A 25,819-nucleotide genomic window follows, 5' to 3' on the forward strand; every position below is an offset into this window, starting at 1 on the left:
CAGAAGTTATTGGTCTGGACCAAACGGGGTCAAGGGTTTGGCAAAGGCGGTTTAAAGGGGTTCTGGTCCACGCGCGGCGGACTATGCGCAGGCCCGCCCAATGTCATCACTTCGAGTGAAACTGTGGCCTGCGCTTGCGATCCGGAACCCACGGTTGCGACGCTGTCGCAGTCCGTCAACCTCTTGGGGAGTGGCCTGTGGCTTTCGGTGAGCAGCCCGCCTATCTGCGCGTGGCGAGCGATCTGAGAGAGAAGATCGTCAACGGTTTGCTGCCGCCGCATACGCGCCTGCCGTCGCAGGCGCGCATCCGCGAGGAGTACGGGGTCTCGGACACAGTCGCGCTGGAGGCGCGCAAGGTCCTGATGGCGGAGGGCCTGGTCGAGGGCCGCTCCGGCTCGGGGACGTATGTGCGCGAGCGGCCGGTGCCCCGCATGGTCGAGCGCTCCGGCTTCCGGCCCGAGGCGGGCGCGGGCCCGTTCCGCCAGGAGCAGGCGGCGGACGGGGCGTGCGGGACCTGGGAGTCGCGCAGCGAGCAGGAGGGCGCGAGCCCCGAGATCGCCGCCCGGCTCGGGATCGAACCGGGCGACCGCGTCATGCGCACGCACTACGTGTTCCGGGAGGCGGGTGAGCCCGTGATGCTCTCCACCTCCTGGGAGCCCCTGGCGATCACGGGCCGTACGCCGGTGATGCTGCCGGAGGAGGGCCCGCTGGGCGGCTGCGGGGTGGTCGAGCGGATGGCCGCCATCGACGTGGTCGTGGACAACGTGGCCGAGCAGGTGGGCGCGCGCCCGGGGCTTGCGGAGGAGCTCCTGGCGCTGGGCGGGGTCCCCGGTCATGTGGTGATGGTGGTCGAGCGGACCTTCTACGCCTCGGGGCGGCCCGTCGAGACCGCCGACGTGGTGGTGCCGGCCGACCGCTACCGGGTGGGGTACAGGCTCCCCGTGAGGTGATGCCCGGGCGGCCCGCCGCCTGATGTCCCGCTGCGACGCCCTGGGGGCGCACTCGCGAGAGTGCGCCCCCAGGGCGTTGGTCCGTTCCTGGCCGGATCGGTACCTCTTTGTGTAAAGACGTATCCGTTGAGTGAAGGTCAGGCGTAGGCTCAGGCATATGCGTACCGGGGTTTCCTGGAGTTCCTTAGAAGCGTGCACATCGTTCAGGGGAGGGGCGCGATGCTCGGGAGAAACACGATGAGTGACAGCGGTGCCGTGCTTTCCTGGCTGGTGATACGGCAGGACGACAACGGCAACCGATACCGCGTGGGCAGGTACGCCACGCAGGGCGAGGCCCAGCGAGCGGCCGACAAGTTGCAGGACCGGGGGCACAAGCAGCTGTACTGGGTGGAGCGCATCGGGCAGGCCGCCCAGTCGTAGCGAGTGCGGCGCACGGGGCTAGTGCGCCGTGCGCCGGTACAGGGGAGCGAGGGCGGCGCACTGCGCCGCCATCGAGAGGCCCATGGCCAGGCAGATGCCCGGCAGCCCCCACCCCGACATGCCGTACGCCAGCGCGAGTTGGACGGCGACCCCGCAGGCGGTGACGCGGGCGAGCGCAGGACTCGCGCCGCTGCCCTCGAAGACGCCGCCGAGCGCGATGAAGCAGGCCAGCAACAGCAGATACGGGCCCGCGCAGCGCAGATAGAGCGCTCCGGCCCCGGCCACCGCCCCCTCGCTGCCGAACGCCCGCATGATCCAGGGCGCGCCCGCGAGGAGCACGGCCGCGGCCGTGAGACCGAGTGCCGAGGCCACCAGCAGCGCCTGCCGCCCGATGGCCCGCCGTGCGTCGCGCCCGGCGCCGAGCAGGTGGGCGGTGCGGATGGCGGCGGCCTGGCGCACCGCGTAGAAGGCCATCGTCGCGACGTACATCGCCTTGGTCGCGATCCCGTACGCGGCGACCTCGTCCACGCCGATCCGGGCGACGACCGCGACGAGCGCGAGGGCGCCCGTCATCCGCGCGACGAAGTCGGCCGACATGGGCAGCCCCGTGGCGGCGGTGCCGCGCGCGTCGGCGGCGAGGCTCCCGCTCGCACGCCCCGCACCGGTCGCGGTGGCCCGCCGCAGTACGCCGTTTCGCCGCAGCGCCACCAGGCCGCAGGCGAGCGCGGCGGTCCGGCCCAGCACCGTGGCGATCGCCGCGCCGCGCACCCCCAGTCCGAACCCCAGGATGAGCAGCGGGTCCAGACCGAGGATCAGTCCGTTCGCGAGGACGGCCAGCCGCATCGGGGTGCGGGTGTCGCCCGCGCCCTTCAGGATGCCGTCGACCACGTTCGTCGCGAAGAACACCGCGATGCCCGGCAGCGCGATCGCGAAGTAGCCGGTGGCCAGGACCGCCGCGCCCCCGTCACCGGCCCCGAGGACGAGCCGGGCCAGCGGCTCGCGGCAGAGGTAGCCGCCCACCGCGACCACCGGCGTGACCAGGGCCCACAGCGCCCAGCCACCGCGCACCGCCGAGCGCAGCGCCGCCGGATCGTCCGCGCCCCTGGCCCGCGCGACGAGCACCGTCGTACCCGAGCCGGCCACCAGGATGACGCCGAGCAGCAGGTTCTCGACGTTGGTGGCGGCGGCCACCGCGGCGACCGCCGCCCCGCCCAGCCGGGCCACCCAGACCATGTTGATGATCCCGGCCGTGACCCCCGCGAGGAGCTCGAAGTAGACCGGATACGCGAGTACCACCAGCGTGCGCCGGTGCTCCGCCGCTTCCATGACCGCCCCCTCTTTCCGCTGTACCTCGAATCGAGGTACAGCGGAAAGAGCTACCATGAGGGCGCCGGACGGGCAAGCGGATGACGACGGACGCGGTAAGGAGCTCGACGCGTGCTGGAACTGTCGATTCTGGGATTCCTCTTCGAGGAGCCCCTGCACGGATACGAGCTGAAGGCCCGTATCCAGGCCCTCAGCGGCCATATCCGCCCGGTCAGCGACGGGGCGCTCTATCCGGCCATTTCCCGGCTGGTGAAGGCGGGCCTGGTCGACCAGCGCACCGAGCCCGGCACGGGAGCCGCGCCCCGCCGGGTCCTGTCCCTCACCGAGGCCGGACGCGACGAGCTGAACGCCCGGCTCGGCCACCCCAAGGAGGCCGAAATCACCGACGGGCAGCGCTTCTTCACGCTGCTCGCGTTCCTGCACCACCTCCCGGACCGCGCCGGACAGGCGGCGGTCCTGCGCAGGCGGCAGGCGTTCCTGGACGTCCCGGCGAGCTTCTTCTACCGGGACGGCGAGCCGGTCCGGGCCGAGGAGGCGCCGACGGTCTTCCGGCGGGGCATGCTGCGCATCGCCCGCGCCACGGGCGCCGAGGAGAAGAAGTGGCTGGCCGAGGCGATCGGCGAACTGGAGGGCGGGGACATGCCGGTGCTGATCGACACGGTGGCGTGGGTGCGGATCGAGGGGGGCCGCATTCTGTGCGCCCGCCCGCGCGGCAAGGACGTCTTCTACATCCCGGGCGGCAAGCGGGAGGGTGCCGAGAGTGACCTCGACACCCTCGTGCGCGAGATCGAGGAGGAGCTGACGGTCCGTATCGACGCGGAGTCCGTCGCGCACGTGGGGACGTACGAGGCAGGCGGACCCGGCCTGCCGGACGGTGCGGTGGTCCGGATGGCCTGCTACACCGCCGGGTTCAGCGGTGAGCTGAGGGCCAGCAGCGAGATCGAGGACGTGGCGTGGTTCTCGTACGCCGACCGCGACCGGGTGCCGCCCGTCGACCAGCTGCTGTTCGACGACCTCAGGGCGTCGGGCGACCTGGCCTGAGACCGGCGCGGGGAGCCCCGGGTCCGGCGCGCGGATCATGGTGCGGCGCGTGGCGCGGAGGCGTGTGCGCCCCCGCTTCCCGGGCACTCGTACGTGCGCGCCGCCGTACACCCGTACGCCCTGCGTGTCGGGCCCGGCGGTATGTGCCAACGATGATCGGGTATGTGCTGTTTGCCCCGCGCGGACAGGGCGTCACCGTTGCCGGCTCTGGGAGTGATCGGCGTGACCGATACCGAAGGCGATCGAGCCGAGTGGAGCTTTCCGGCTGTCCCCGGTGCCGTGCGCACCGCCCGGCACGCCGTCCAGGACACCCTGCGCGGCTGGGGGCTCGACGCCGCCGTCGGTGACGAGGCGATCCTGCTGGTCAGCGAGCTGGTCACCAACTCCATGCGCTACACGGCCGGCCCCATCGGGGTGCGGCTGCTGCGCCCCCATCCGGACGGGGGCCACTCCACCGCCCACGCCGGTCTCCTCGTGGAAGTCTCCGATCCCCTCCCCGACCCACCCACCGAACGTACGGCGGGACCCGACGACGAGAGCGGCCGGGGACTGCAGCTCGTGGCCTGTGCGGCCCGGCGCTGGGGGACCCGGCGGGGAAAGAGCGGCAAGACGGTGTGGTTCGAGCTGGCTCTGCCTGGTTAGGAGTGAGGTGGGACGCACAGCGATCACCGGAGGTCGGGGCCGAACCTGGCTGAAAGGGACTGAGACCGTGCTGTGATCGTGAACGCCGTGCCGGACGGGGCCGTAGTGCTGAATACTGCGGGCATGACCGGTCCGGTGTGTGAGCTGGAGGGGACGGTCGCGTGAGCGAAATACCTGGGACAGCAGGCGACGTCGTGTGGCAGAGCAGCCCGCCCGGCTCGATCTACGACTACATCAGAGTCGCCTCCTTCTCGATCGGGCCCGACGGGCTGATCGAGCAGTGGAGCCGCCGGGCCGCCGGTCTCTTCGGCGTGGCCGCCCACGAGGCCGTGGGCAAGGACCCGGTCGAGGCGTTCCTGCCCGGCGAGGTCCGCCGCGAGGGCCACCGCCGCGTCGGCGAGGTGCTCGACGGCAAGGAGTGGACGGGTCTCGTCCCCTTCCGGATGCCCGGCGAGGACGGGGCGCACGGGCTCGCCGAGATCTATGTGATGCCCAGTGAGACGGCCATCGGCGAACGGGCGGCGGTCTGCATCGTGGTGGACGTCCGCGCCCTGCGCCGCATCGAGACGGACCTCGCCGCCTCGCAGGCGATTTTCGGCCAATCTCCCTTCGGCTTCGTCCTGTTCGGCACCGACCTCACCGTCGTCCGGGCCAACGAGCGCTTCGCCACCGTCTTCGGCGGCCGCGCCGACGACCACCGGGGCCGCACCGTCGGCGACTACCTCACCGGCGCCGAGGCCGACCGCCTGACCGCCACCCTCGAACGGGTCCTGGAGACGGGCAACTCCGTCACCGACCTCCAGCTCGTCGGCACCGCCCCCGGCGACACCGAGCGCCGCCACTGGTCGATGAACCTCTACCGGGTGCACAGCGGATCGGGCCGCCCCATCGGCATCGCCGGACTCGCCACCGACGTGACCCGGCGTCACACCGCCGCCCGCGAGGCCGCCAGCGCCCGCCGCAACCTCGCCCTGCTCAACGAGGCCAGCGCCCGCATCGGCAACTCACTGGACCTGGAGACCACCGCCCGCGAACTCCTCGACGTCGCCGTCCCGGTCTTCTGCGACCTGGCCTCCGTCGACCTCTACCAGGGCCTGCTCACCGGCGACGAGGCGGCGCCCGGCGGCTGGAGCCCGCTCGGCGCGGAGGCGGTCGGCGGCTCCGCCGAACTGCGCCGCGTCGCCTTCGCCAGCGCCGTGTCCGACGCCCTGCCCCACCCGGCCCCCGGCGCCTCCGACTCCGGCCCGCCGGGCGGCGGCGCCGCGCCCCCCGCCCTCGGTGCCGTCCACCGCTACCCCTTCGGCTCGCCGTCCGCCGTCGCCCTGCGCACCGGCCGCATCGAGGACGTGCCGGGCGACGACCGGGGCTTCGTGCAGTCCACGCTGGCCGTGCCGATGGTCGCCCACGACACCGTGGTGGGCCTCGTCCGCTTCTCCCGTACGAAGGGCAGCGAGCCGTTCGACGCCCGGGACCGGGCCCTCGCGACCGAGCTGGCCGCCCGCGCCGCCGTCTGCATCGACAATGCCCGCCTCTACCGCCGCGAACACGAACGCGCCCTGATCCTCCAGCGCAGCCTGCTGCCCCCCGGCGACCCGGAGGCCGCCGGGCTCGACATCGCGTGTCGCTACCTCCCCGGCAACACCGCCAACGAGGTCGGCGGCGACTGGTTCGACGTGATCGAGCTGCCCGGACACCGCACCGCGCTCGTCGTCGGCGACGTGATGGGGCGCGGCCTGCGCGCCGCCGTGGCCATGGGCGAACTGCGCACCGCCGTGCGCACCCTGGCCCTCCTCGACCTGGAACCCGCCGAGGTGCTGTCCGCCCTGGACGAGGTCGCCCGGGGCCTCGGCGCCCCCGGCGCCGCCTCCGCCTCCGGCGGCGGGGGAGCCCAGTGGCCCGCCCGCGCCGCGCACAAGTCCCGCGAGGCGGACCTCGCCGAGGTGTATCTGGCGACCTGCGTCTACGCGGTCTACGACCCGGTCACCCGGCGCTGCACCTTCGCCAACGCGGGCCATCTGCCGCCCGTCGTGGTCGAGCCGGGCGAGGCCGCGCAGCTCCTCGACGTACCGCCCGGGATGCCGCTGGGCGTCGGCGGTGAACCGTTCGAGGAGGTCGAGGTCGAGCTGAAGGAGGGCGCGCTCCTCGCCCTCTACACCGACGGCCTGGTCGAATCGCGCGACCACCCGCTGGACGAGGGCCTGGCCGCCCTCCGCAAGGCCCTGGTCGAACCGGCCCAGCCGCTGGAGGACGTCTGCGACCGGGTCCTCGGCTCGCTGCACACCCGGCACGGCGAGGACGACATCGCACTCCTGATGGCCCGTATCCAGGGCCTGCCCACCGAGGCCGTCGGCGACTGGCGGCTGCCCCGCGAGCCCCGCTCGGTCGGCCGCGCCCGCGAACTGGCCCGGGGCCAGCTCACCAGCTGGGGCCTCGACGAGCTGGTCGACACCACGGAACTGCTGGTCAGCGAGCTGGTCACCAACGCCCTGCGCTACGGCGAGGGCGAGATCCGGCTCCGCCTGCTGCGCGACCGCACCCTCGTCTGCGAGGTGTGGGACGCCGGTCTCGTCCAGCCGAGGCGCCGGCGCGCCCGGGACACGGACGAGGGCGGCCGGGGCCTCCAACTGGTGGGGCTGCTCAGCGCGGCCTGGGGGGCGCGGCGGACACCGCGCGGCAAGACCGTCTGGTTCGAACTGCCGCTGCCCGACGGCCGGCCGCCCGCCGAGCGCTCGGTGGAGGAGCTGCTCAGCATGTTCTGAGCAGCGGCCGGGGCGCGGCTCACTTCGTGGTCTTCAGCGCGGCGAGCCGGGCCTCCACCTCCGCGCTGTCGCCCAGGGCGTCCAGGTCCTCGAACTGCGTGTCCAGCGAGGAGGCCGCCAGCTCCTGCTTGCCCAGGGCCCGCGCCTCCTCGCGCCGCACCTTGTCCTCGAACCGGCCCAGCTCGCTGGTCGGGTCCAGGACGTTGATGTTCTTCACCGCGTCCATCATCTGGTTCTGCGCCTGCGCCGACTTGGCGCGCGCCACCAGCTCGTCCCGCTTGGCCGTCAGCTCCGAGAGCTTCGCCTTCATCTGGTCCAGGCCCGCCTTGAGCTTGTCGACCACCTCGGTCTGCGCCGCGATGGTCGGCTCGGCCGTCCTGGCCTCGTTCTCCGACTGCAGCTGCCGGCCCAGCGCGACCTTGGCCAGGTTGTCGAACTTGTCCGCCTCGGGGCCCGAGCCGCCCGCCCGCAGCTCGTCGGCCTTGCGGCTCGCGGCGAGCGCCTTGCCGCCCCACTCCCGCGCCGCCTCCACGTCCTCCACGTGGTCCTGCTCCATGAGGCGCAGATTGCCGATGGTGGCGGCCACCGCCTGCTCGGCCTCGGCGATGTTGTTGGTGTAGTCGCGGATCAGCTGGTCCAGCATCTTCTGCGGATCCTCGGCCTGGTCGAGCAGGGCGTTGATGTTGGCCTTCGCCAGCTGGGTGACACGGCCGAGAATGGTCTGCTTGCTCATGGGGCCTCTCCTGTCGGGTGGTGCCGTTCGTGGGGTTACGCCTGCGGGGTACGGAAGGCTGCGGGTGAGTACGTGTACGGGGTACGGGACGCTGCCGGTGACTGCGCGTACGGAGTTACGGGAAGCTCCCCGCGTCAGAAGCGTCCGCCGCCGCCCCGGCGGCCCCGTGTCCCTCCGCCGCCGAAGCTGCCGGGCCCGCCGCCGCCGAAGCCCCCGCCCCCGCCTCCGCCGAATCCGCCCCCGAAGCCGCCCCGGCCCCCGCCCCCGCCCATCAGGCCGCCGAGGATGATCCCGCCGAGCACCGCGCCGCCCATGCCCCCGCCGCCTCCGCCCGCCATACCGCCGGGGCCCCCGCGCCCGCCGTAGCCGGAGCCGCGTACGTCCTGCTCGGCCAGCGCGCGCGCCTCGCCGGCCAGCGCGTCCGCGCGGTTCGCCTCGGCCAGGGCGGCCTGCGGGTCGCCGTTGCCCGCCAGCGCGGCGGCCTGCTCCAGGCGGCGCTGCGCCTCCGCGAGCCGGGTCCGGGCGGTGCTGCCGACCGCGCCCCGGTGCGTCGTGACGAAGTCCGCCGCCGCCGCTACCGAGGAGCGCGCGGTGAGCAGCGCCCCGTCGAGCAGCGAGCGCGCCCGGGTGTTGCCCTGTTCGCGTTCCCGCGCCCCGGCCAGCGCCTCGTCCAGCGCCCGGTCCGCCTCCTCCACCCGGCGCAGCGCGTCGATCGGGTCGTACCGGCCGCCCCGCTCCTCGCGTACGTCGCCGGCCACCGCGCGGGCGCGGGCGATCCTGCCGCTCAGGTCGGCGGTGGACGCCCCCTGTGCCGTGCCGTCGAGCAGCCCGCCCGCGTCCGCGAGGTCGGTGTCCAGCTCGGTGAGCGCGGCGGTCAGCCGGTCCGCCGCCTCGTCCAGCTCGCGGCCCCGCCGCTCCACGCCGTCGATCAGGGTGCCCGCCTGGTCGAGCGCGCCCTCGGCGGCCCGGACGTAGACGGCCGCCGCCGCGTGGTCGCCGCCGTCCACCGCCTGCCGGGCGCTGTCGAGGGAGGAGGCCGCGAAGGCGAGCCGGTCCCTGGCCTGGTCGGCGTCACCGGCGACGGGGGCCGACGCCTGGTCCGCGTACCGTTCGCGCATCGAGGCGAGCGCGGAATCGGCGGCCGGGACGCGCCCGGTCAGCTCGTCCAGCGCGGTCCCGGCGGCGGCCACGGCCTGCGGCGCCCCGCGCTCCAGCTCGCGCAGCCGGTCGAAGTCCTCGGAGACGGCGTCGAGGCGGCCGTCGGCGTCCGCGCAGCGGCTGATGATCTCGTCCAGCATCCGCCGTCGCGTCTCGTCGTCCTCCGGAAAGGCGTCGTCCAGCTGCTGCCGCAGCCGGAACGCGGTGGTCAGCTCGCCCTTGGCGTACGTCACCGCCTCGGCGAACGGCGCGGCGGCCGCCTCCCCGAACTGGGCGGTCGCGAAACCCAGTTCCTCCTCGCTCGTGCGGACCGCGTCGTCGGTGGCCACGAGCGTCTCCTTGGCCTTCGCGTCGAGCTCCGGCAGCGGGGTCGGTGCCGGGACGCCCCCGCCCCAGCCGGTCGTGCCGGGCGTCGTACGGGTGGTGGCGCGCCGCCTGCGCCGCAGGAACGCGTACGCGGCGACGGCCGCGACCGCGCAGAGCAGGACGATCGGAAGGAGCAGGTCGCCGGTGCTGGTGCCGCCCGAGCCGGAGCCCGGGTCGGAGGGGCCGGGGGTGATCGCCGGGGCAGGCACGGGCTCGCCGGACAGGACGGCGGTGTAGCCGTCGGCGGCGCCGATCGCGGCGCCCGGCCAGTCGTTCTCCTTCAGCGCCGGCTCGATCGCGGTGTTCGCCACGTCCCGGAGCTGGGTGTCGGTGAGGGGGGCGTCCTGGTCGACGGAGTAGGCGTACTGCCGGGCATGGGTGGCGACGGCCAGCAGGACGTCGTCGCGGCCGAGGCCGTTGCGGTCGGCGGTCGCGTCGGCCCAGTCCTGCGCGGAGCGCCCGGAGAAGTCGCGTACGTACACCACGAAGAGCTGGAGGCGGTGTTCGGCGTAGAGCCGGTCGAGGGCCGTGACCACCTGGGGGCGGCGTTCACCGAGGGCGCCCACCTTGTCGGTGATCTGCCCGTCGCGGGACAGCGTGACCGGGTCGTCGGCGCGGGCGTCCGGCGCGGGGGCGAGGGTCAGCCAGCACACCGTGAGAAGCACGGCGAGCAGGGCCCGGCCCGGTATGAGGATCCGGGTTCGGCTCACAGGCGGCGTCACGTTTGTGAGGCTATGTCCCGCTCCGGGTGGCCGCGACACGAGGCGTTCGCGAGGGGTGGTGTGCGGTGAGCGCCCAGAGAATGACAGGCTGCCTTGCAAGGTGGCCTGTCGATCTCGTACGGTGAATGTATGACGCACGTATCCGGGGCGGCCCCCGACCCCACAGCCGAAGAGGTGGCGAACCAGCTGGCCTCCGTGGTCGGCCGGCTGCTGCGGCGGCTGCGTTCCTCCTCGTCGGAGTCGCTGCTGACGCCGACCCAGCGCTCGGTGCTGGCCCGGCTGGACGACGGGGGCGCCGCGACCACCGCGGACCTGGCCCGCGCCGAATTCGTCCGCCCGCAGTCCATGCGGCTGACTCTGGGCGCGCTGGAGACGCAGGGGCTGGTCGCGCGGGAGCCGGACCCGGCCGACGGGCGGAAGTCCGTCATGACGGTCACGGACGCGGGGCGCGCGACGCTCGCCCAGGTCCGGGCCGCCAAGCGGAACTGGCTGGCCGAGGCCGTCGCCGCCGAGCTGGACGGGCACGAGCGGCGGACCGTCGCCGAGGCCGTGGCCCTCATCGAACGCCTGGTCGGTTCGTGACGGCTCGCGATGTGCTCCCCGGGGCGGTACGCGCGGCGGCCCGCCCGGACCGGACGGAGCCCGGCCCCGGTTTCAGCGCCCGGCTCACCGCCCCGCTGCTGCTCGGCTCGCTGCTCAACCCGCTGAACACCACCATGATCTCCACCGCGCTGGTGGCGATCGGACACCACTTCTCCGTCGGCGCCGCCGACACCGCCTGGCTGATCTCCGTCCTCTACCTCGCCAGCGCCGTCGCCCAGCCCGTTCTGGGCCGCCTCGCCGACGTTTTCGGGCCGCGCCGGGTCTTCCTCGCCGGTCTCGTCGTGGTCGTCGCCTCCGGTCTGATCGGCACCTTCGCGCAGGGCTTCGGCGAGCTGATCGTGTCGCGGCTGCTGCTCGGCATCGGTACGTCGGCGGCCTACCCGGCCGCCATGGCGGTGCTGCGCGACGAGTCGGCCCGGATCGGGCGGCCGACCCCGCGCCCGGTGCTGGCCCGGCTCTCGTTCGCCGCGCTCGGCAGTGCGGCGGTCGGGCCCACGCTCGGCGGGCTGCTCGTCATGACGGCCGGCTGGCGCGGGATCTTCGCCGTCAACGTGCCGGTGGCGCTGATCGCCCTCGGCGCGGCCCTGCTCTGGATCCCCGCCGACCCGCCCCGCGCCCGCACGGCCGGCGGCCCGGCGCCCCGGCTGGGGCTCGATCCGCTCGGCATCGGCCTCTTCGCGACCGCGCTCACCGTCCTGGCCTTCTTCCTGCTCGACCTCGCGCACCCGGTGTGGTGGCTGCTCGCGCCGTTCGCCGCGCTGACCGCCGCCCTCGTGTGGTGGCAGCTGCGGGCACCCGCCCCCTTCATCGACCTGCGGATGCTCGCGGGCAACGGGGCTCTCTCGCGTACGTACCTCCGGCACGGCGTCAGCTACCTGCTGATCTACTGCGTGATGTACGGATACACGCAGTGGCTGGAGGAGGCCCGGGGCTACTCCTCCGGGCACACCGGACTCCTCATGCTGCCGATGTCCGTCGCCGCGCTGGTGTGCTCGCTGCTCGGCGCCCGTACGAAAGGCATCCGGGGCCCGCTCGTCCTGGCCTGCGTCCTGCTCACCGCCGGAGCCGGAACGCTCTTCCTGCTGTCCGGCGACACACCGGTCGCCGTCCTGCTGCTCGCCGGGGCCTGCTTCGGCATCCCGCAGGGGCTCATCGGCACCAGCAACCAGGCGGCCGTGCAGGCCTACGCGCCGCCCGCCTCCGTCGGCTCGGCCGCCGGCCTCCAGCGCACCGCCCAGTACATCGGGGCGATCACCGCCTCCAGCCTCATCGCCCTGGCCTACGGACAGTCGGCCGGCGACCGGGGGCTGCATCTGATGGCCGCCGTCGCAGCCGTCCTGGGCGTCCTGCTCATCGTCCTCACCGTCACCGACCGCGCCCTGCGCGGGCGTACCTGACCTCCATCAGTACCACCCCAAGGAGCACCACCATGACCGCCACCGTCCTCGACCCCCAGACCGCCCTGATCGTCGTCGACCTCCAGAAGGGCATCACCGGACTGCCCACCGCCCACCCCTCCGCCGGTGTCATCGCGAACGCCGCGACTCTCGCCGACGCCTTCCGGGCCAAGGGCCTGCCCGTGGTCCTCGTCCGCGTCACCGGCGGCGCCCCCGGCCGCAACGAGGGCCCGGCCCGGTCCGGGAAGCCGGCCGCCGACTGGGCCGAGATCGTGCCCGAGATGGGCCCGCGCGAGGGCGACATCATCGTCACCAAGCAGCAGTGGGGCGCCTTCTACGGCACCGACCTCGACCTCCAGCTGCGCCGCCGGGGCGTCACCCAGGTCGTGGTGGCCGGCATCGCGACCAGCATCGGCGTCGAGTCCACCGCCCGCTCCGCGCACGAGCACGGCTACCACGTCACGCTCGCCACGGACGCGATGACCGACATGAGCGGCGAGGCCCACGACAACAGCCTGCAGCGGATCTTCCCGCGCCTCGGCGAGACCGGCACGACCGACGAGATCGTCAAGCTCCTCGGCTGACGGACCTGTACGGAACGGAGCGCCGCGGCCCCCACCCGGGCCGCGGCGCTCCGCCGTACGGGTGGGCTTCGGGGCCTACCCGCCGTGTCGGCACGGCGTTCCCGCGCGAGGGCGTTTTCAGTGGAGGGGCGGAACCAGTGTGATCAACTGCAAATGCCACCAAAAACGCTCAATCAGGCCCTTTCCCGGTGCGGGCCGGGCCGTCCCCGGAGGTATCAGCCATGTCCCACGTCGGAGTCCCGCGCGGGACGGCCCGAAAGAGGCGCATCCCCGCCCTCCTCACCGCAGGCGTCCTCACCCTCCCCGCGCTGGCCGGATGCAGCTCGGGCGAGAAGGACACCGCGGCCGTCGCCGCCGTACCGCAGGACGTGGCCCGCGCCGCCCGCGCCCAGGTCGCCGACGGGGGCAAGGTCACCTGGGCGATCGACGCGCTCCCCGCCACCTTCAACGCCTTCCAGGCGGACGCCGACAGCGCCACCGGCCGGATCACCGGCGCCCTGCTGCCGACGCTCTTCCCGCTCGACGCCCAGGGCCGGCCGCAGCTCAACCCGGACTACCTCGAATCCGCGAAGGTGACCGAGACCGAGCCCCGCCAGGTCGTCGTCTACCGCCTCAACCAGCAGGCCGTCTGGAGCGACGGCCGCGGGATCGGCGCCCCGGACTTCGTCGCCCAGTGGCGCGCGCTCAGCGGCAAGGACTCCGCGTTCTGGACCGCCCGCAACGCCGGGTACGAACGCATCGAGAAGATCGAGCGCGGCCACGACGACCTGGAGGTCAAGGTCACCTTCGCCAAGCCGTACGCGGACTGGCGCTCGCTGTTCTCACCGCTCTACCCGAAGCAGGTGACGGGATCCCCGGACGCCTTCAACGACGGCGCCCGCACCAGCCTCACGGCGACGGCCGGGCCGTTCCGGCTGCGCGAGGTGGACAAGAAGACCGGCTCCGTCACGCTGACCCGCGACCCGCGCTGGTGGGGCGGCCGCGCCAAGCTGGACTCGCTGGTCTTCAAGGCCGTCAAGCCCGAGGACCGCACCGACGCGCTGGCCGAGGGCGCCGTCGACATCGCCGACATCGACTCCACCACCGCCCACCGCATCGCCGAGGCCGCCCGCGAGGGCGCGGCCGGCGCACCGCCCGCAAGCGGCCCCGGCGCCGCGCAGGGACCGGCGGACGCCCTGCGCTCCTGGGCCGTGGCGCACGGCACCGACGAGGAGGCGGCCGAGGAGGAGCAGGAGGCGCGGGACGACAAGGCCAAGGCCGCCGACGCGTACGCCACCGAGCAGAGCGGGCTGCGCGCCTTCGTGGTCCGCAAGTCCCTGGAGCCCGCCTACACCCAGCTCGCGCTGAACGGCGAGACCGGGCCGCTCGCCGACGACCGGGTGCGCCGGGCCGTCGCCCGCGCCCTGGACCGCCAGGAGCTCGCCGACACCGTGCTGAAGCCGCTCGGACTGCCTGCGCAGCCGCTCGGCAGCCACCTCGCCGTCGCCGGGCAGCCCGCGTACCGGGACGGCAGCGACGCGCTCGGCAAGCAGGACACCGAGCAGGCGCAGGCGCTGCTCGCCGACGCGGGCTGGACGCGCGAGGGCGCGCTGAGCCGGAGCGACGGCACCAAGGCCGGCAGCGAGGGCGAGAAGAAGAAGGACGCGGAGAAGGACGCCGAGAAGAAGGGGAGCGCCGGGAAGGACGCGGACGACGGCAAGGGGAACCGCGCCGCGGGCGAGCCCGTCGCCGACGACGGCCTCTACATCGTCGGCGACGACAAGCCCGGCGCCCCCGGCACCCACGTCCTCGCCCCGGCCCCCGACGCCGCCGCGCAGAGCGTCGCGCTGCTGCGCCAGGCCGGGTACCTCGGCTCCACGGGCACCTCGGAGGACGCCCGGGACGCGATCCGGGCCCAGGACCGGCAGCCCGGCGGCGCCGCCGGGGCCTACGCGCCCGCGGGGACCGCCGCGCCCGCCGAGGCGGCCGACACCGCGCGCGGTCCGCTCGGCAAGAACGGCAAGCCGCTGAGCCTGCGCTTCGTCCTGCCGTCCGGGCCCGGCTCGGCCGGTCTGCGCAGCGTCGGCGAGAAGATCGCCGCGATGCTCGACACGATCGGCATCCGCACCGAGATCACCAAGGTCTCCGACGACAGCTACTTCCGCGACCACGTGGCCTCCGGCGACTACGACATGGCCCTGTACTCCTGGCCCGCCACCGCCTACCCGGCCACCGACGACCGCCCGATCTACGCCAAGCCGCTGCCCGCGTCGGACGGCTCGCTGCTGGTGGAGCAGAACTACACCCGCGTCGGCACGGACCACATCGACCAGCTCTTCGACCAGGCGGCGTCGGAGCTGGACGAGAAGGCCGCCCGGGACCTCATGCGCAAGGCGGACGCCCGGATCTGGGCCGCCGCAGGATCGATTCCCCTCTTCCAGCGCCCCCAGCTCGTCGCCACCGGCAAGCAGCTCGTGAACGTCGGCGCCTTCGGCCTCGGCGTCCCGCACTACCAGGACATCGGCTACAAGGCCCCGCAGGCGGCGGGCGCCCCGGCCGACCGGAAGAAGTAGCCGGATATCCACACCTCTGAAACTGCTCAAGTCACTTGTCCGTGAGGTCCGTTACGGCGACTGTGGTCCATGACCACCGGTGAATTCCACCGGAAGAACGGACCACGGGGGCGGGACCATGAAGCGGACACGAGTGCACCTCGGAGCGGCCGCCGCGATCGTCGCGGCGGCCCTCACGTGCGTCAGCGGCTGCTCGTCGGCGGACGGCGGGACCACCGACGCGAAGCCGTCCGGACCGGCGAAGGCGGCGGCGGACAAGGCGGACAAGACCGTCGCCCGGGAGCCGCAGGAGTGCCGGGGCGGCACGTACACCTGGTTCAACATGCAGGACCGTTCCGTACTGAACGGGCTCGCCGACCCGCAGCGCGTCGCGCACGGGTCCAGCAAAATGACCAAGCTGACCGAGCCCGTCCGGCGACTGCGCACGGACCAGGCGTCCGTGGTGTCCCAGGGCCCGAGCCCGGACCCGAAGCAGGTGCTCTTCGCGCTGAGCACGCACCTCGGATTCACGGAGAAGGGCGACGACCCGGAGATGGGCTCGGGGCTGGGTGAACCGGGGGAGTACGCGGAGATCGATCCGGGCGGCGGCGAGGCCGGCGGCTCGGACCGCACCGTCCACCTCGTCTACTACAGCTTCGTCCGCCTGGTCGAGACGGACTTCCGGTACACCTGCGGAAGCGGTGAGGGCCGGAGGACGACCACGGGGCACGTGGTCACCTGGCCCAACTCGGGCGGCGGACTCGTCAGCTGCGAGGAACCGCTGGACAAGAAGGCGTCGGCCGCCGCGCACGAGGCGTTCAGACTGTCCTGCCCCGCCTAGAAACCCGGCCGGGAAGCCCTCCACCCGCCGGGCCCGTACCATGGGAGTAGCCGTGGCGCGTCCGCCCGGCGGGCGTACGAGGACTCAAGACCGACCCAGGCGCCTGAATCCCCGATCCGAGAGAAGCGCAAGCCACACCATGCCCACGCGCCACGACATCCGTAACGTAGCCATCGTCGCCCACGTCGACCACGGCAAGACGACCATCGTCGATGCCATGCTCAAGCAGGCCGGCTCCTTCGCCGCGCACGCCGCCGAGTCGCTCGACGACCGCATGATGGACTCGAACGACCTGGAGCGTGAGAAGGGCATCACGATCCTGGCCAAGAACACGGCCGTGAAGTACCACCCCAAGGATGGCGGCGACGTCATCACCATCAACATCATCGACACCCCCGGCCACGCCGACTTCGGTGGCGAGGTCGAGCGCGGCCTGTCGATGGTGGACGCGGTCGTGCTTCTGGTCGACGCCTCAGAGGGCCCGCTCCCGCAGACCCGCTTCGTGCTGCGCAAGGCGCTCCAGCAGCGGCTGCCCGTCATCCTGTGCATCAACAAGACGGACCGCCCCGACTCCCGGATCGACGAGGTCGTCAACGAGACCTACGACCTCTTCCTCGACCTGGACGCGGACGAGGAGCAGATCGAGTTCCCGATCGTCTACGCGTGCGGCCGTGACGGCATCGCCTCGCTGACGAAGCCGGAGGACGGCACCGTCCCGGCGGACTCCACCAGCCTGGAGCCGTTCTTCTCCGCGATCCTGGAGCACGTCCCGGCCCCGACGTACGAGGAGGACGCGCCGCTCCAGGCCCACGTCACCAACCTCGACGCCGACAACTTCCTCGGCCGCATCGCGCTCCTCCGCGTCGAGGAGGGCGAGCTGCGCAAGGGCCAGACCGTCGCCTGGATCAAGCGCGACGGCTCGATCCAGAACGTGCGCATCACCGAGCTGATGATGACCGAGGCGCTCACCCGCAAGCCCGCCGAGGTGGCCGGCCCCGGTGACATCTGCGCCGTCGCCGGCATCCCGGAGATCATGATCGGTGAGACGCTCGCCGACCCGGAGAACCCGGTCGCGCTGCCCCTGATCACGGTGGACGAGCCCGCGATCTCGATGACCATCGGCACCAACACCTCGCCGCTCGTCGGCCGGGGCGGCACCGGCAAGGGCGCGGACGCCAAGGCCGCGGTCAAGGACCGCAAGGTCACCGCCCGCCAGGTCAAGGACCGCCTGGACCGCGAGCTGATCGGTAACGTCTCGCTGCGCGTCCTGGACACCGAGCGCCCCGACGCCTGGGAGGTGCAGGGCCGCGGTGAGCTGGCGCTGGCCATCCTGGTCGAGCAGATGCGCCGCGAGGGCTTCGAGATGACCATCGGCAAGCCCCAGGTGGTCACCAAGGACGTCGACGGCAAGACCCACGAGCCCGTCGAGCGCATGACGATCGACGTGCCCGAGGAGCACATGGGCGCCGTCACGCAGCTCATGGGCATCCGCAAGGGCCGCATGGACAACATGTCGAACCACGGTTCCGGCTGGGTCCGCATGGAGTTCGTCGTCCCGTCCCGCGGCCTCATCGGCTTCCGTACGGAGTTCCTGACGAACACCCGCGGTACGGGTATCGCGCACTCCATCCACGAGGGCCACGAGCCGTGGTTCGGCACCCTGACGACCCGTAACAACGGTTCGCTGGTCGCCGACCGCGCCGGTGCCGTCACCGCCTTCGCGATGACGAACCTCCAGGAGCGCGGCGTGCTGTTCACCGACCCCGGCACCGAGGTGTACGAGGGCATGATCGTCGGCGAGAACTCCCGCGCCGACGACATGGACGTGAACATCACCAAGGAGAAGAAGCTCACGAACATGCGGTCCTCGTCGGCCGACTCCTTCGAGGCGATCGTCCCGCCGCGCAAGCTCTCGCTGGAGCAGTCCCTGGAGTTCTGCCGCGACGACGAGTGCGTCGAGGTGACCCCGGAGGCCGTCCGCATCCGCAAGGTCGTCCTCGACCAGAAGGAGCGCAACCGCAGCGCGTCGCGCGCCAAGCACGGCTGAGCCGGCGCCGGTAGGCGATTTCCGGCCGACGATCCGTCAGCGCAAGGCATTGCCGTAGCCCAGGGCCCTCACAGACACTGTGGGGGCCCTCGGTCATGGTCAACCGGTTTTAGGCTTGCCTGACCAGCATGTGAGACAAATGTGTCCGATTATCGGAGGTTGCTCTCCGAAACATGTGTTAACAGTCCGTTTCGGGGGTGTCTGTCTGGGATCGCTTTGTCCGGATTTTGGTCCGCGCAAGGGTCGGATGTTGTCAAACCGAGACCCTTTAAGTGTGGTTTACAGCCCAGTCGTACTTAATAGTTGGCTCCATTGAGCTCGGGTCAATGGGTCACGCACCGTGGGGAGTGCGCCGACTCACGAGCACACTAAGGGCACTGAAACGATCACCGTCAGGGGTGTCGGTGTATCAACCCAGTGCCCTTCTTGTAGTCAAAAGTGGACTCATGAGGAGGAAACCCATGCGTGGTGCCAAGAGCGCCAAGTGGGTCGCGGGAGCGGCCATCATCGCCCTGGCTGCGACTGCCTGTGGTGGCGGCGACGACGATGCCGACAAGGGCAGCAAGACCGCCAAGGGCGCGGTGAACCCGGACGGCATCTTCTCCGTCGAGGTCGGTGAGCCGCAGAACCCGCTGCAGCCGGCCAACACGATGGAGTCGAACGGCAGCATCGTCACCGACGCGATCTTCTCGCAGCTGGTGGACTACGACGCCTCCGGCAAGCTTGAGATGATCAACGCCGAGTCCGTCGACACCAAGGACTCCAAGCTCTGGACGGTCAAGCTCAAGAAGGACTGGAAGTTCCACGACGGCACCCCCGTCACGGCCGAGTCCTACATCAAGGCCTGGAACTGGGCCGCCAACATCAAGAACGACCAGACCAACGCGTCCTGGTTCGGCGACATCAAGGGCTACGCGGACGTCCACCCCGAGGACGCGAAGGCCAAGCCGAAGTCGGACACCATGTCCGGTCTGAAGAAGGTGGACGACTACACGTTCACCATCGAGCTCAACGCCCCGCTGCCGTACTTCTCGTACAAGCTCGGCTACACGGTCTTCTCGCCGCTGCCCGAGTCCTTCTACGCGGACCCGAAGGCCGCCGGTGAGAAGCCGGTCGGCAACGGCGCGTACAAGTTCGTCAGCTGGGACCACAAGAAGCAGATCAAGGTCGTCCGCAACGACGACTACAAGGGTCTCGACAAGGCGAAGAACGGTGGTGTGATCTTCAAGAACTACACCACCCTCGAAACCGCGTACGAGGACCTGAAGTCCGGCAACGTCGACGTGCTCCGCCAGATCGGCCCGAAGGACCTCCCGGTCTACCGGTCCGACCTCGGTGACCGCGCCGTGGACAAGGCGTACTCCGCCATCCAGACGATCGCCGTCGCCTTCTACACCGACCAGTGGAAGAACATCGACCCGAAGGTCCTCCAGGGCCTGTCGATGGGCATCGACCGCGACACGATCACCAAGACCGTGCTCCAGGGCACCCGCGAGCCCGCCACCGGCTGGGTCGCCAAGGGTGTGCTCGGCTACCAGCCGAACGCCACCGGTGACGTCACCAAGTACGACCCCGCCAAGGCCAAGCAGCTCATCAAGGACGGCGGCGGCGTCCCGGGCAACAAGATCTCGATCCAGTTCAACGCCGACGGCGGCCACAAGGAATGGGTCGAGGCGGTCTGCAACAGCATCACGCAGTCGACCGGCGTCAAGTGCACCGGTGACTCGAAGGCCGACTTCCAGGCCGACACCAACGCGCGTGACGACAAGCAGGTCAAGTCCCTGTACCGCTCCGGCTGGGTGCTCGACTACCCGGTGAACGCCAACTTCATCTCGGACCTGTTCCGTACCGGCGCCGCGGGCAACCAGGGCGACTTCTCCAACAAGGGCCTGGACGCGGAGATCAAGAAGGCCGACTCCGCCGCCTCCCTCGAGGACTCCGTCGCCGCTTACCAGAAGATCGAGAAGGAGCTGGTGAACTACATGCCCTCCATCCCGCTCTGGTACTACAAGGTCAACGCCGGCTACTCGGAGAAGGTCCAGAACGTCGACTACGCCCAGGACGGCGACCCGATCCTGACGCAGATCGAAGTCAAGAAGTAATCACACCGACGTAGTCCGCGCGCACGCGCGGGACCGGCACAGAAGGACGGTCCCGCGCCTGCCGCACGCAGTGGCCGGGGGGCCCTTCCACGCAACCGATTCACCCTCAGGGGTAGTCGGTGCGGGGGAGGGCCCGTCGGCTGCCGCCGCCTATTACATGGAGGCATGATGGGGCGCTATGTCGCACGACGACTGCTCCAGATGATCCCGGTCTTCCTCGGGACAACGCTGCTGATCTTCCTGATGGTCTACACGCTGCCCGGCGACCCCGTGCGCGGGCTCTTCGGGGACAAGGGTGCCGATCCGGCCACTCTGGAAGCGATGCGGCACAAGCTCGGACTGGACCAGCCGATTCTGGTGCAGTACTGGGACTACATGAAGGGCATGGTCTTTCATGGGGACTTCGGCAACCAGATAGCCAGTGGACGCCCCGTCACCGACGTGCTCGGCGACGCCTTCCCGGTCACCCTGCGACTGGCGGGCATGGCGTTCGTCATCGAGATCATCCTCGGCATCGGCCTGGGCATGGTCGCAGGTCTGCGGGCCGGCCGGCTGGCCGACAACGTGGTGCTGATCCTGACGCTGCTGATCATCTCGATCCCCGTCTTCGTGCTGGCGCACATCGTGAAGTCCGTCTTCGCCGACCAGCTGGGGCTGATCTCGCCCAACGTCTCGAACGAGGCGACCTGGAGCGAGCTACTGACCCCGGCCATCGTGCTCGGCTCGCTCTCCCTCGCGTACGTGGCCCGGCTGACCCGTACGACGATGGCCGAGAACCTGCGGTCCGACTACATGCGTACGGCCGTCGCCAAGGGGCTTCCCAAGCGCCGCATCATCGGTGTGCACCTGATGCGCAACTCGATGATTCCCGTCATCACCTTCCTGGGCACCGACCTGGGCGCCCTGATGGGCGGTGCGGTCGTCACCGAGTCCGTCTTCAACGTCAAGGGCATCGGCGGCACCATCGTCGAGTCGATCACCCGGCGTGAAGGCACCACCCTGGTGGGCCTCGTCACCATCCTGGTGCTCGTCTACCTGTTCATGACCCTGATCGTCGACCTGCTGTACGCGGTCCTGGACCCGAGGATCCGTTATGCCTGACGTGACCAAGACCGCACCCGCGCCCGAGGACATCCACGGCCCCGTCACGGACCCGACCTCCGTGGTCAAGGCCGCCAAGGCGCGCAGCCTGTGGGGCGACGCCTGGGCCGACCTGCGTCGCAACCCGTACTTCCTGGTGTCGTCCGTCCTCATCGTCATCCTCCTGGTGATAGCCGTCTTCCCCGGCCTGTTCACCGGGGCCTCGGCGACCCACGCGGACCTCGGGAAGCACTTCCTGAAGAAGCCCGAGCTGAGCAAGATCGGCTCGGAGGGCTGGCTGGGATACGACGGGCAGGGCCGCAGCGTCTACGCCCGCGTCATCTACGGCACCCGCGCCTCGATCACCGTCGGCGTCTGCGTCACCGTGCTGGTGACCGTGTTCGGCGGCCTCATCGGCATGCTGTCCGGTTTCTTCGGCGGCTGGGTCGACGCGATCCTCTCCGGCTTCACCAACATCTTCCTGGGCCTGCCCTTCCTGCTCGGCGCGATGGTCGTGCTCCAGTCCTTCAGCGAGCGCAAGGTGTGGGTCGTCGTGCTCGCCCTGGCGTTCCTCGGCTGGACGCAGATCGCCCGTGTCATGCGTGGCGCGGTGATGACCGTCAAGGAGGCCGACTACGTCCAGGCGGCCCGGGCGCTCGGTGCGAGCACCACCCGGATCATGTTCCGGCACATCCTGCCGAACGTGATGGCGCCGGTGATCGTCGTCGCCACCATCTCGCTGGGTGTGTACATCTCGGCCGAGGCGACCCTGTCGTACCTGGGCCTGGGTCTCGCCGACCCGACCATCTCGTGGGGCATCGACATCTCGACGGGCTCGAACCAGATCCGGGTGGCCCAGCACATCCTGATCTACCCGTCGATCATGCTCAGCATCACCGTTCTGGCGTTCATCATGCTCGGCGAAGCCGTCCGCAACGCCCTCGATCCGAAGTCGCGATAGGAGGGCGAACGTGGCCACCATCAACAAGACCGCCGAAGTCCCGTCCGCACGCCGGGGTGACGACCACGTCGGTCCCCTGCTCGAAGTCCGTGACCTGCACGTGGAGTTCCACACCCGCGACGGTGTGGCCAAGGCGGTCAACGGGGTCAACTACAGCGTGGACGCCGGCGAGACCCTCGCCGTCCTGGGCGAGTCCGGTTCCGGCAAGTCCGTGACGGCGCAGGCCATCATGGGCATCCTCGACATGCCGCCCGGCAGGATCCCGCAGGGCGAGATCCTCTTCCGCGGCCAGGACATGCTCAAGATGTCCAACGAGGAGCGTCGGAAGATCCGCGGCCAGAAGATCGCCATGATCTTCCAGGACGCGCTGTCCTCGCTGAACCCGGTCCTCACCGTCGGCTACCAGCTCGGCGAGATGTTCCGGGTCCACCAGGGCCTGTCCAAGAAGGAAGCCCGCGCCAAGGCCATCGAGCTGATGGACCAGGTGAAGATCCCGGCCGCCGCGGCCCGGATCTCGGACTACCCGCACCAGTTCTCCGGCGGTATGCGCCAGCGCATCATGATCGCGATGGCGCTCGCCCTGGAGCCGGACCTGATCATCGCGGACGAGCCGACCACCGCGCTCGACGTGACCGTCCAGGCCCAGGTGATGGACCTGCTCGCGGAGCTCCAGCGCGAGTACAACATGGGCCTGATCCTGATCACCCACGACCTGGGTGTCGTCGCGGACGTCGCCGACAAGATCGCCGTGATGTACGCGGGCCGGATCGTCGAGACCGCCCCGGTGCACGAGATCTACAAGCGCCCCGCGCACCCGTACACCAAGGGTCTGCTGGCCTCGATCCCGCGCCTGGACCAGAAGGGCCAGGAGCTCTTCGCGATCAAGGGCCTGCCGCCCAACCTGCTGCACGTGCCGTCGGGCTGCGCCTTCAACCCGCGCTGCACCATGGCCCAGGACATCTGCCGTTCGGACATCCCGCCGCTCCACGCGGTGACCGAGCAGGACGGCACCGAGCTGGCCGGCCGCCGCAGCGCCTGTCACTTCTGGAAGGAGACGATCCATGGCTGACATCTCGAAGGAGTCCGTGGACGCCACCCCCAACGTCTCCGACGTGGAGACCGTCGACGCGGCGAGCGAGGCGGAGGCCGTAGCCGCCATCGACGCGCCCGTGTCGCAGGGGGAGCCGATCCTCCAGGTGCGCAACCTCGTCAAGCACTTCCCGCTGACGCAGGGCATCCTCTTCAAGAAGCAGGTCGGCGCCGTCAAGGCCGTCGACGGCATCTCGTTCGACCTGTACGCGGGCGAGACGCTGGGCATCGTCGGCGAGTCCGGCTGTGGCAAGTCCACCGTCGCCAAGCTGCTGATGACGCTGGAGCGGGCCACCGCCGGCGAGGTCTTCTACAAGGGCCAGGACATCACCAAGCTGTCCGGCCGCGCGCTGAAGGCCGTCCGCCGCAACATCCAGATGGTGTTCCAGGACCCGTACACCTCGCTCAACCCCCGTATGACGGTGGGCGACATCATCGGCGAGACGTACGAGATCCACCCCGAGGTGGCCCCCAAGGGCGACCGGCGGCGCAGGGTCCAGGAGCTCCTGGACGTGGTGGGCCTCAACCCGGAGTACATCAACCGGTACCCGCACCAGTTCTCCGGCGGTCAGCGCCAGCGCATCGGCATCGCCCGCGGCCTCGCGCTCAACCCGGAGATCATCATCTGCGACGAGCCGGTCTCCGCGCTCGACGTGTCGGTGCAGGCGCAGGTCGTCAACCTGATGGAGAAGCTCCAGGACGAGTTCAACCTGTCCTACCTCTTCATCGCGCACGACCTGTCGATCGTCCGGCACATCTCGGACCGGGTCGGCGTCATGTACCTCGGCAAGATGGCCGAGATCGGTACGGACGTCCAGATCTACGACCACCCGACGCACCCCTACACCCAGGCGCTGCTGTCGGCCGTCCCGGTCCCCGACCCGGAGGCCCGCGAGGGCCGCGAGCGGATCATCCTCTCCGGTGACGTCCCCTCGCCGGCCAACCCGCCGTCGGGCTGCCGCTTCCGCACCCGCTGCTGGAAGGCCCAGGACAAGTGCGCCACCGAGGTGCCGCTCCTCGCGGTCCCCGAGCGCTTCAAGACCGCGAAGACGCCGGCCGCCCACGAGTCGGCCTGCCACTTCGCGGAGGAGAAGGATGTGGTGCACGCGGCCTCGTAACACCGCGCGCACAACAAAAGGCGCCCCGGAACCGATCGGTTCCGGGGCGCCTTTCCCGTGTACCGGGAACCGGGCTCGCAGGGTGCTCGGGTCAATGGGCCGTTGCGTGCCCGGTTCCCCCGGCCGGAGCCGTACGGCGGGCGGGGACCGGTCGGGTCCCGCGCCGGGCGTACGGCCCCGGGGCCGAGGCGAGGGGTGTCAGCCTCGCGCCTCGCGGCCTTCGGACCCGCCGTCCTTCTCCAGGCTCCTGGCGGGCTTCGCGTCGTTCGTGCCGAGGCTCTTGGCGGGCCTCGCGTCCGCCGTACGGGCCTGCGGGACGGCGGCCACCGACTGGGTGTCCTCCGGGTAGTGGCAGGCCGTCAGGTGGCCCTCACGGCTGCCGGAGACCCGGACCAGCGGAGGCGCCTCGCTCGCGCACTTGTCCGTCGCCTTCCAGCAGCGGGTGCGGAAGCGGCAGCCCGAGGGCGGGTTGACGGGGGACGGGACGTCACCGGTGAGCCGGATGCGGTCACGGGCCGGGGTGTCGTCCGCGGTGGCCTCGGGCACGGCGGAGAGCAGTGCCCGGGTGTAGGGGTGGCGCGGATTCCCGTACAGGTCGTCGCGGTCCGCGATCTCCACGATCCGGCCGAGGTACATCACGGCCACGCGCTGCGAGAAGTGCCGTACGACCGCCAGGTCGTGGGCGATGAACAGGAAGGCGATCCCCAGCTCCTTCTGGAGCTTCTGCAGCAGGTTGACCACCTGCGCCTGGATCGACACGTCCAGCGCCGACACCGGCTCGTCCGCCACGATCAGCTTCGGCTCCAGGGCCAGCGCGCGGGCGACCCCGATGCGCTGGCGCTGACCGCCGGAGAACTCGTGCGGGAAGCGGTTGTAGTGCTCCGGGTTGAGCCCGACCGTCTCCAGCAGCTCCCGCACCCGGGCCTCGCGGCCGCCGGGCGGCTCGATGCCGTTGACCTCCATCGGCGCCGACACGATCTTGCCGACCGTCTGGCGCGGGTTCAGCGAGGCGTACGGGTCCTGGAAGATCATCTGGATCTCGGAGCGGACCGGCGCCAGCTGCTTGCGCCCGGCGTGCGTGATGTCCTGCCCGCGGTAGGTGATCCGGCCCGCGGTCGGTTCGAGGAGCCGGGTGACCAGCCGGCCCGTGGTCGACTTGCCGCAGCCGGACTCACCGACCAGGCCCAGGCTCTCGCCCTCGGCGACGGTGAAGTCCAGTCCGTCCACGGCCTGGACGGCCCCGACGGTCCGCCGGATCGGGAAGCCGCCCTTGATCGGGAAGTGCTTGGTGAGTCCGGAGACGTCCAGGAGGGGATCGGTGCTGCTCATGGTGGGAAAGTCCCGTCTCT

20 protein-coding genes and 1 pseudogene are annotated in these 25,819 nt (G+C 71.2%); 17 read left to right on the forward strand and 4 right to left on the reverse strand.

Annotated features, from left to right (window positions below; genetic code table 11):
• Positions 1–197 precede the first annotated feature (197 nt).
• Together OHS17_RS21940 and OHS17_RS21945 are read left to right on the forward strand one after the other, a co-directional pair.
• Entirely contained in the window at positions 198–950 is a 753-nt protein-coding gene (locus tag OHS17_RS21940; protein ID WP_161207392.1) for a GntR family transcriptional regulator, read from the forward strand.
• Between the two features lie 219 nt (positions 951–1,169).
• A complete protein-coding gene (locus OHS17_RS21945) occupies positions 1,170–1,370 on the forward strand; it encodes an SPOR domain-containing protein (RefSeq protein ID WP_026171228.1) in 201 nt (66 codons plus the stop codon).
• An 18-nt stretch (positions 1,371–1,388) separates the two neighbouring features.
• Here OHS17_RS21945 and OHS17_RS21950 read toward each other — a convergent pair whose 3' ends face one another.
• On the reverse strand, positions 1,389–2,696 hold the full coding sequence (locus OHS17_RS21950; protein WP_330313550.1) for an MATE family efflux transporter: 1,308 nt from the start codon (positions 2,694–2,696) through the stop codon (positions 1,389–1,391).
• A 111-nt stretch (positions 2,697–2,807) separates the two neighbouring features.
• Here OHS17_RS21950 and OHS17_RS21955 point away from each other — a divergent pair.
• From OHS17_RS21955 to OHS17_RS21970, 4 genes and pseudogenes are all read left to right on the forward strand, one after another.
• Positions 2,808–3,329: pseudogene (locus tag OHS17_RS21955) on the forward strand (PadR family transcriptional regulator); the annotation flags it as partial.
• A gap of 6 nt (positions 3,330–3,335) precedes the next feature.
• Positions 3,336–3,737 carry an NUDIX hydrolase gene (locus OHS17_RS21960; RefSeq protein WP_330315321.1) on the forward strand — a complete coding sequence of 134 codons (402 nt, stop codon included), beginning with the start codon at positions 3,336–3,338 and terminating at the stop codon, positions 3,735–3,737.
• Between the two features lie 213 nt (positions 3,738–3,950).
• The gene (locus tag OHS17_RS21965; protein WP_330315322.1) at positions 3,951–4,379 is read left to right on the forward strand and encodes an ATP-binding protein; all 429 of its coding nucleotides are present in this window, start codon (positions 3,951–3,953) and stop codon (positions 4,377–4,379) included.
• A 194-nt stretch (positions 4,380–4,573) separates the two neighbouring features.
• On the forward strand, positions 4,574–7,138 hold the full coding sequence (locus OHS17_RS21970) for a SpoIIE family protein phosphatase (protein WP_330315323.1): 2,565 nt from the start codon (positions 4,574–4,576) through the stop codon (positions 7,136–7,138).
• A gap of 19 nt (positions 7,139–7,157) precedes the next feature.
• Here OHS17_RS21970 and OHS17_RS21975 read toward each other — a convergent pair whose 3' ends face one another.
• Together OHS17_RS21975 and OHS17_RS21980 are read right to left on the reverse strand one after the other, a co-directional pair.
• Positions 7,158–7,871, reverse strand: coding sequence for a PspA/IM30 family protein (locus OHS17_RS21975; RefSeq protein WP_330313551.1), 714 nt, complete (start codon positions 7,869–7,871; stop codon positions 7,158–7,160).
• Positions 7,872–8,005: 134 nt separating this feature from the next.
• Positions 8,006–10,105 (reverse strand): TPM domain-containing protein, encoded by a 2,100-nt coding sequence (locus tag OHS17_RS21980; protein WP_330315324.1) that lies wholly within the window; start codon positions 10,103–10,105, stop codon positions 8,006–8,008.
• A 141-nt stretch (positions 10,106–10,246) separates the two neighbouring features.
• Here OHS17_RS21980 and OHS17_RS21985 point away from each other — a divergent pair, with 141 nt between their 5' ends.
• The 11 genes from OHS17_RS21985 to OHS17_RS22035 all read left to right on the forward strand — a co-directional run bounded on the left by OHS17_RS21985 (position 10,247) and on the right by OHS17_RS22035 (position 24,470).
• On the forward strand, positions 10,247–10,699 hold the full coding sequence (locus OHS17_RS21985; protein ID WP_330313552.1) for a MarR family winged helix-turn-helix transcriptional regulator: 453 nt from the start codon (positions 10,247–10,249) through the stop codon (positions 10,697–10,699).
• Positions 10,700–10,710: 11 nt separating this feature from the next.
• Complete coding sequence (locus OHS17_RS21990; protein WP_330315325.1) at positions 10,711–12,117, forward strand: MFS transporter; 1,407 nt, start codon at positions 10,711–10,713, stop codon at positions 12,115–12,117.
• Between the two features lie 32 nt (positions 12,118–12,149).
• Positions 12,150–12,701, forward strand: coding sequence for an isochorismatase family protein (locus OHS17_RS21995; RefSeq protein WP_330313553.1), 552 nt, complete (start codon positions 12,150–12,152; stop codon positions 12,699–12,701).
• Positions 12,702–12,922: 221 nt separating this feature from the next.
• Positions 12,923–15,253, forward strand: a complete 2,331-nt coding sequence (locus OHS17_RS22000; RefSeq protein WP_330313554.1) for an ABC transporter family substrate-binding protein — start codon at positions 12,923–12,925, stop codon at positions 15,251–15,253.
• Positions 15,254–15,371: 118 nt separating this feature from the next.
• Positions 15,372–16,073, forward strand: coding sequence for a hypothetical protein (locus OHS17_RS22005; protein WP_330313555.1), 702 nt, complete (start codon positions 15,372–15,374; stop codon positions 16,071–16,073).
• 139 nt (positions 16,074–16,212) lie between these two features.
• Complete coding sequence (gene typA, locus OHS17_RS22010) at positions 16,213–18,120, forward strand: translational GTPase TypA (RefSeq protein WP_330313556.1); 1,908 nt, start codon at positions 16,213–16,215, stop codon at positions 18,118–18,120.
• A gap of 461 nt (positions 18,121–18,581) precedes the next feature.
• Positions 18,582–20,222: a peptide ABC transporter substrate-binding protein gene (locus tag OHS17_RS22015; RefSeq protein WP_330313557.1), complete on the forward strand. Its 1,641-nt coding sequence runs from the start codon at positions 18,582–18,584 to the stop codon at positions 20,220–20,222.
• A gap of 168 nt (positions 20,223–20,390) precedes the next feature.
• Positions 20,391–21,323 (forward strand): ABC transporter permease, encoded by a 933-nt coding sequence (locus OHS17_RS22020; protein ID WP_161206940.1) that lies wholly within the window; start codon positions 20,391–20,393, stop codon positions 21,321–21,323.
• Complete coding sequence (locus OHS17_RS22025; RefSeq protein WP_018518975.1) at positions 21,316–22,263, forward strand: ABC transporter permease; 948 nt, start codon at positions 21,316–21,318, stop codon at positions 22,261–22,263. Before OHS17_RS22020 ends, OHS17_RS22025 begins: the two co-directional genes overlap by 8 nt.
• Positions 22,264–22,273: 10 nt before the next feature.
• Positions 22,274–23,332: an ABC transporter ATP-binding protein gene (locus OHS17_RS22030; RefSeq protein WP_330313558.1), complete on the forward strand. Its 1,059-nt coding sequence runs from the start codon at positions 22,274–22,276 to the stop codon at positions 23,330–23,332.
• On the forward strand, positions 23,325–24,470 hold the full coding sequence (locus tag OHS17_RS22035) for an ABC transporter ATP-binding protein (protein ID WP_330313559.1): 1,146 nt from the start codon (positions 23,325–23,327) through the stop codon (positions 24,468–24,470). The genes OHS17_RS22030 and OHS17_RS22035 overlap by 8 nt, the downstream gene beginning before the upstream one ends.
• 198 nt (positions 24,471–24,668) lie before the next feature.
• Here the strand turns inward: OHS17_RS22035 and OHS17_RS22040 are convergent, their stop codons facing one another.
• A complete protein-coding gene (locus OHS17_RS22040; RefSeq protein WP_330313560.1) occupies positions 24,669–25,799 on the reverse strand; it encodes an ABC transporter ATP-binding protein in 1,131 nt (376 codons plus the stop codon).
• Positions 25,800–25,819: the final 20 nt, after the last annotated feature.

The organism is Streptomyces sp. NBC_00523, assembly GCF_036346615.1.
In the GTDB taxonomy this organism is placed as follows: domain Bacteria; phylum Actinomycetota; class Actinomycetes; order Streptomycetales; family Streptomycetaceae; genus Streptomyces.

What these genes read in the sequence shown, in the direction of transcription:
- OHS17_RS22000 (WP_330313554.1), top strand. Translation starts at nt 12,923, where the DNA reads ATGTCCCACGTCGGAGTCCCGCGCGGGACGGCCCGAAAGAGGCGCATC.
- OHS17_RS21985 (WP_330313552.1), top strand. Translation starts at nt 10,247, where the DNA reads ATGACGCACGTATCCGGGGCGGCCCCCGACCCCACAGCCGAAGAGGTG.
- OHS17_RS21960 (WP_330315321.1), top strand. Translation starts at nt 3,336, where the DNA reads ATGCCGGTGCTGATCGACACGGTGGCGTGGGTGCGGATCGAGGGGGGC.
- OHS17_RS21975 (WP_330313551.1), bottom strand. Translation starts at nt 7,871, where the DNA reads ATGAGCAAGCAGACCATTCTCGGCCGTGTCACCCAGCTGGCGAAGGCC.
- OHS17_RS22020 (WP_161206940.1), top strand. Translation starts at nt 20,391, where the DNA reads ATGGGGCGCTATGTCGCACGACGACTGCTCCAGATGATCCCGGTCTTC.
- OHS17_RS22025 (WP_018518975.1), top strand. Translation starts at nt 21,316, where the DNA reads ATGCCTGACGTGACCAAGACCGCACCCGCGCCCGAGGACATCCACGGC.
- OHS17_RS21995 (WP_330313553.1), top strand. Translation starts at nt 12,150, where the DNA reads ATGACCGCCACCGTCCTCGACCCCCAGACCGCCCTGATCGTCGTCGAC.
- OHS17_RS21950 (WP_330313550.1), bottom strand. Translation starts at nt 2,696, where the DNA reads ATGGAAGCGGCGGAGCACCGGCGCACGCTGGTGGTACTCGCGTATCCG.
- OHS17_RS22035 (WP_330313559.1), top strand. Translation starts at nt 23,325, where the DNA reads ATGGCTGACATCTCGAAGGAGTCCGTGGACGCCACCCCCAACGTCTCC.
- OHS17_RS22015 (WP_330313557.1), top strand. Translation starts at nt 18,582, where the DNA reads ATGCGTGGTGCCAAGAGCGCCAAGTGGGTCGCGGGAGCGGCCATCATC.
- OHS17_RS22040 (WP_330313560.1), bottom strand. Translation starts at nt 25,799, where the DNA reads ATGAGCAGCACCGATCCCCTCCTGGACGTCTCCGGACTCACCAAGCAC.
- typA (WP_330313556.1), top strand. Translation starts at nt 16,213, where the DNA reads ATGCCCACGCGCCACGACATCCGTAACGTAGCCATCGTCGCCCACGTC.
- OHS17_RS21945 (WP_026171228.1), top strand. Translation starts at nt 1,170, where the DNA reads ATGCTCGGGAGAAACACGATGAGTGACAGCGGTGCCGTGCTTTCCTGG.
- OHS17_RS22005 (WP_330313555.1), top strand. Translation starts at nt 15,372, where the DNA reads ATGAAGCGGACACGAGTGCACCTCGGAGCGGCCGCCGCGATCGTCGCG.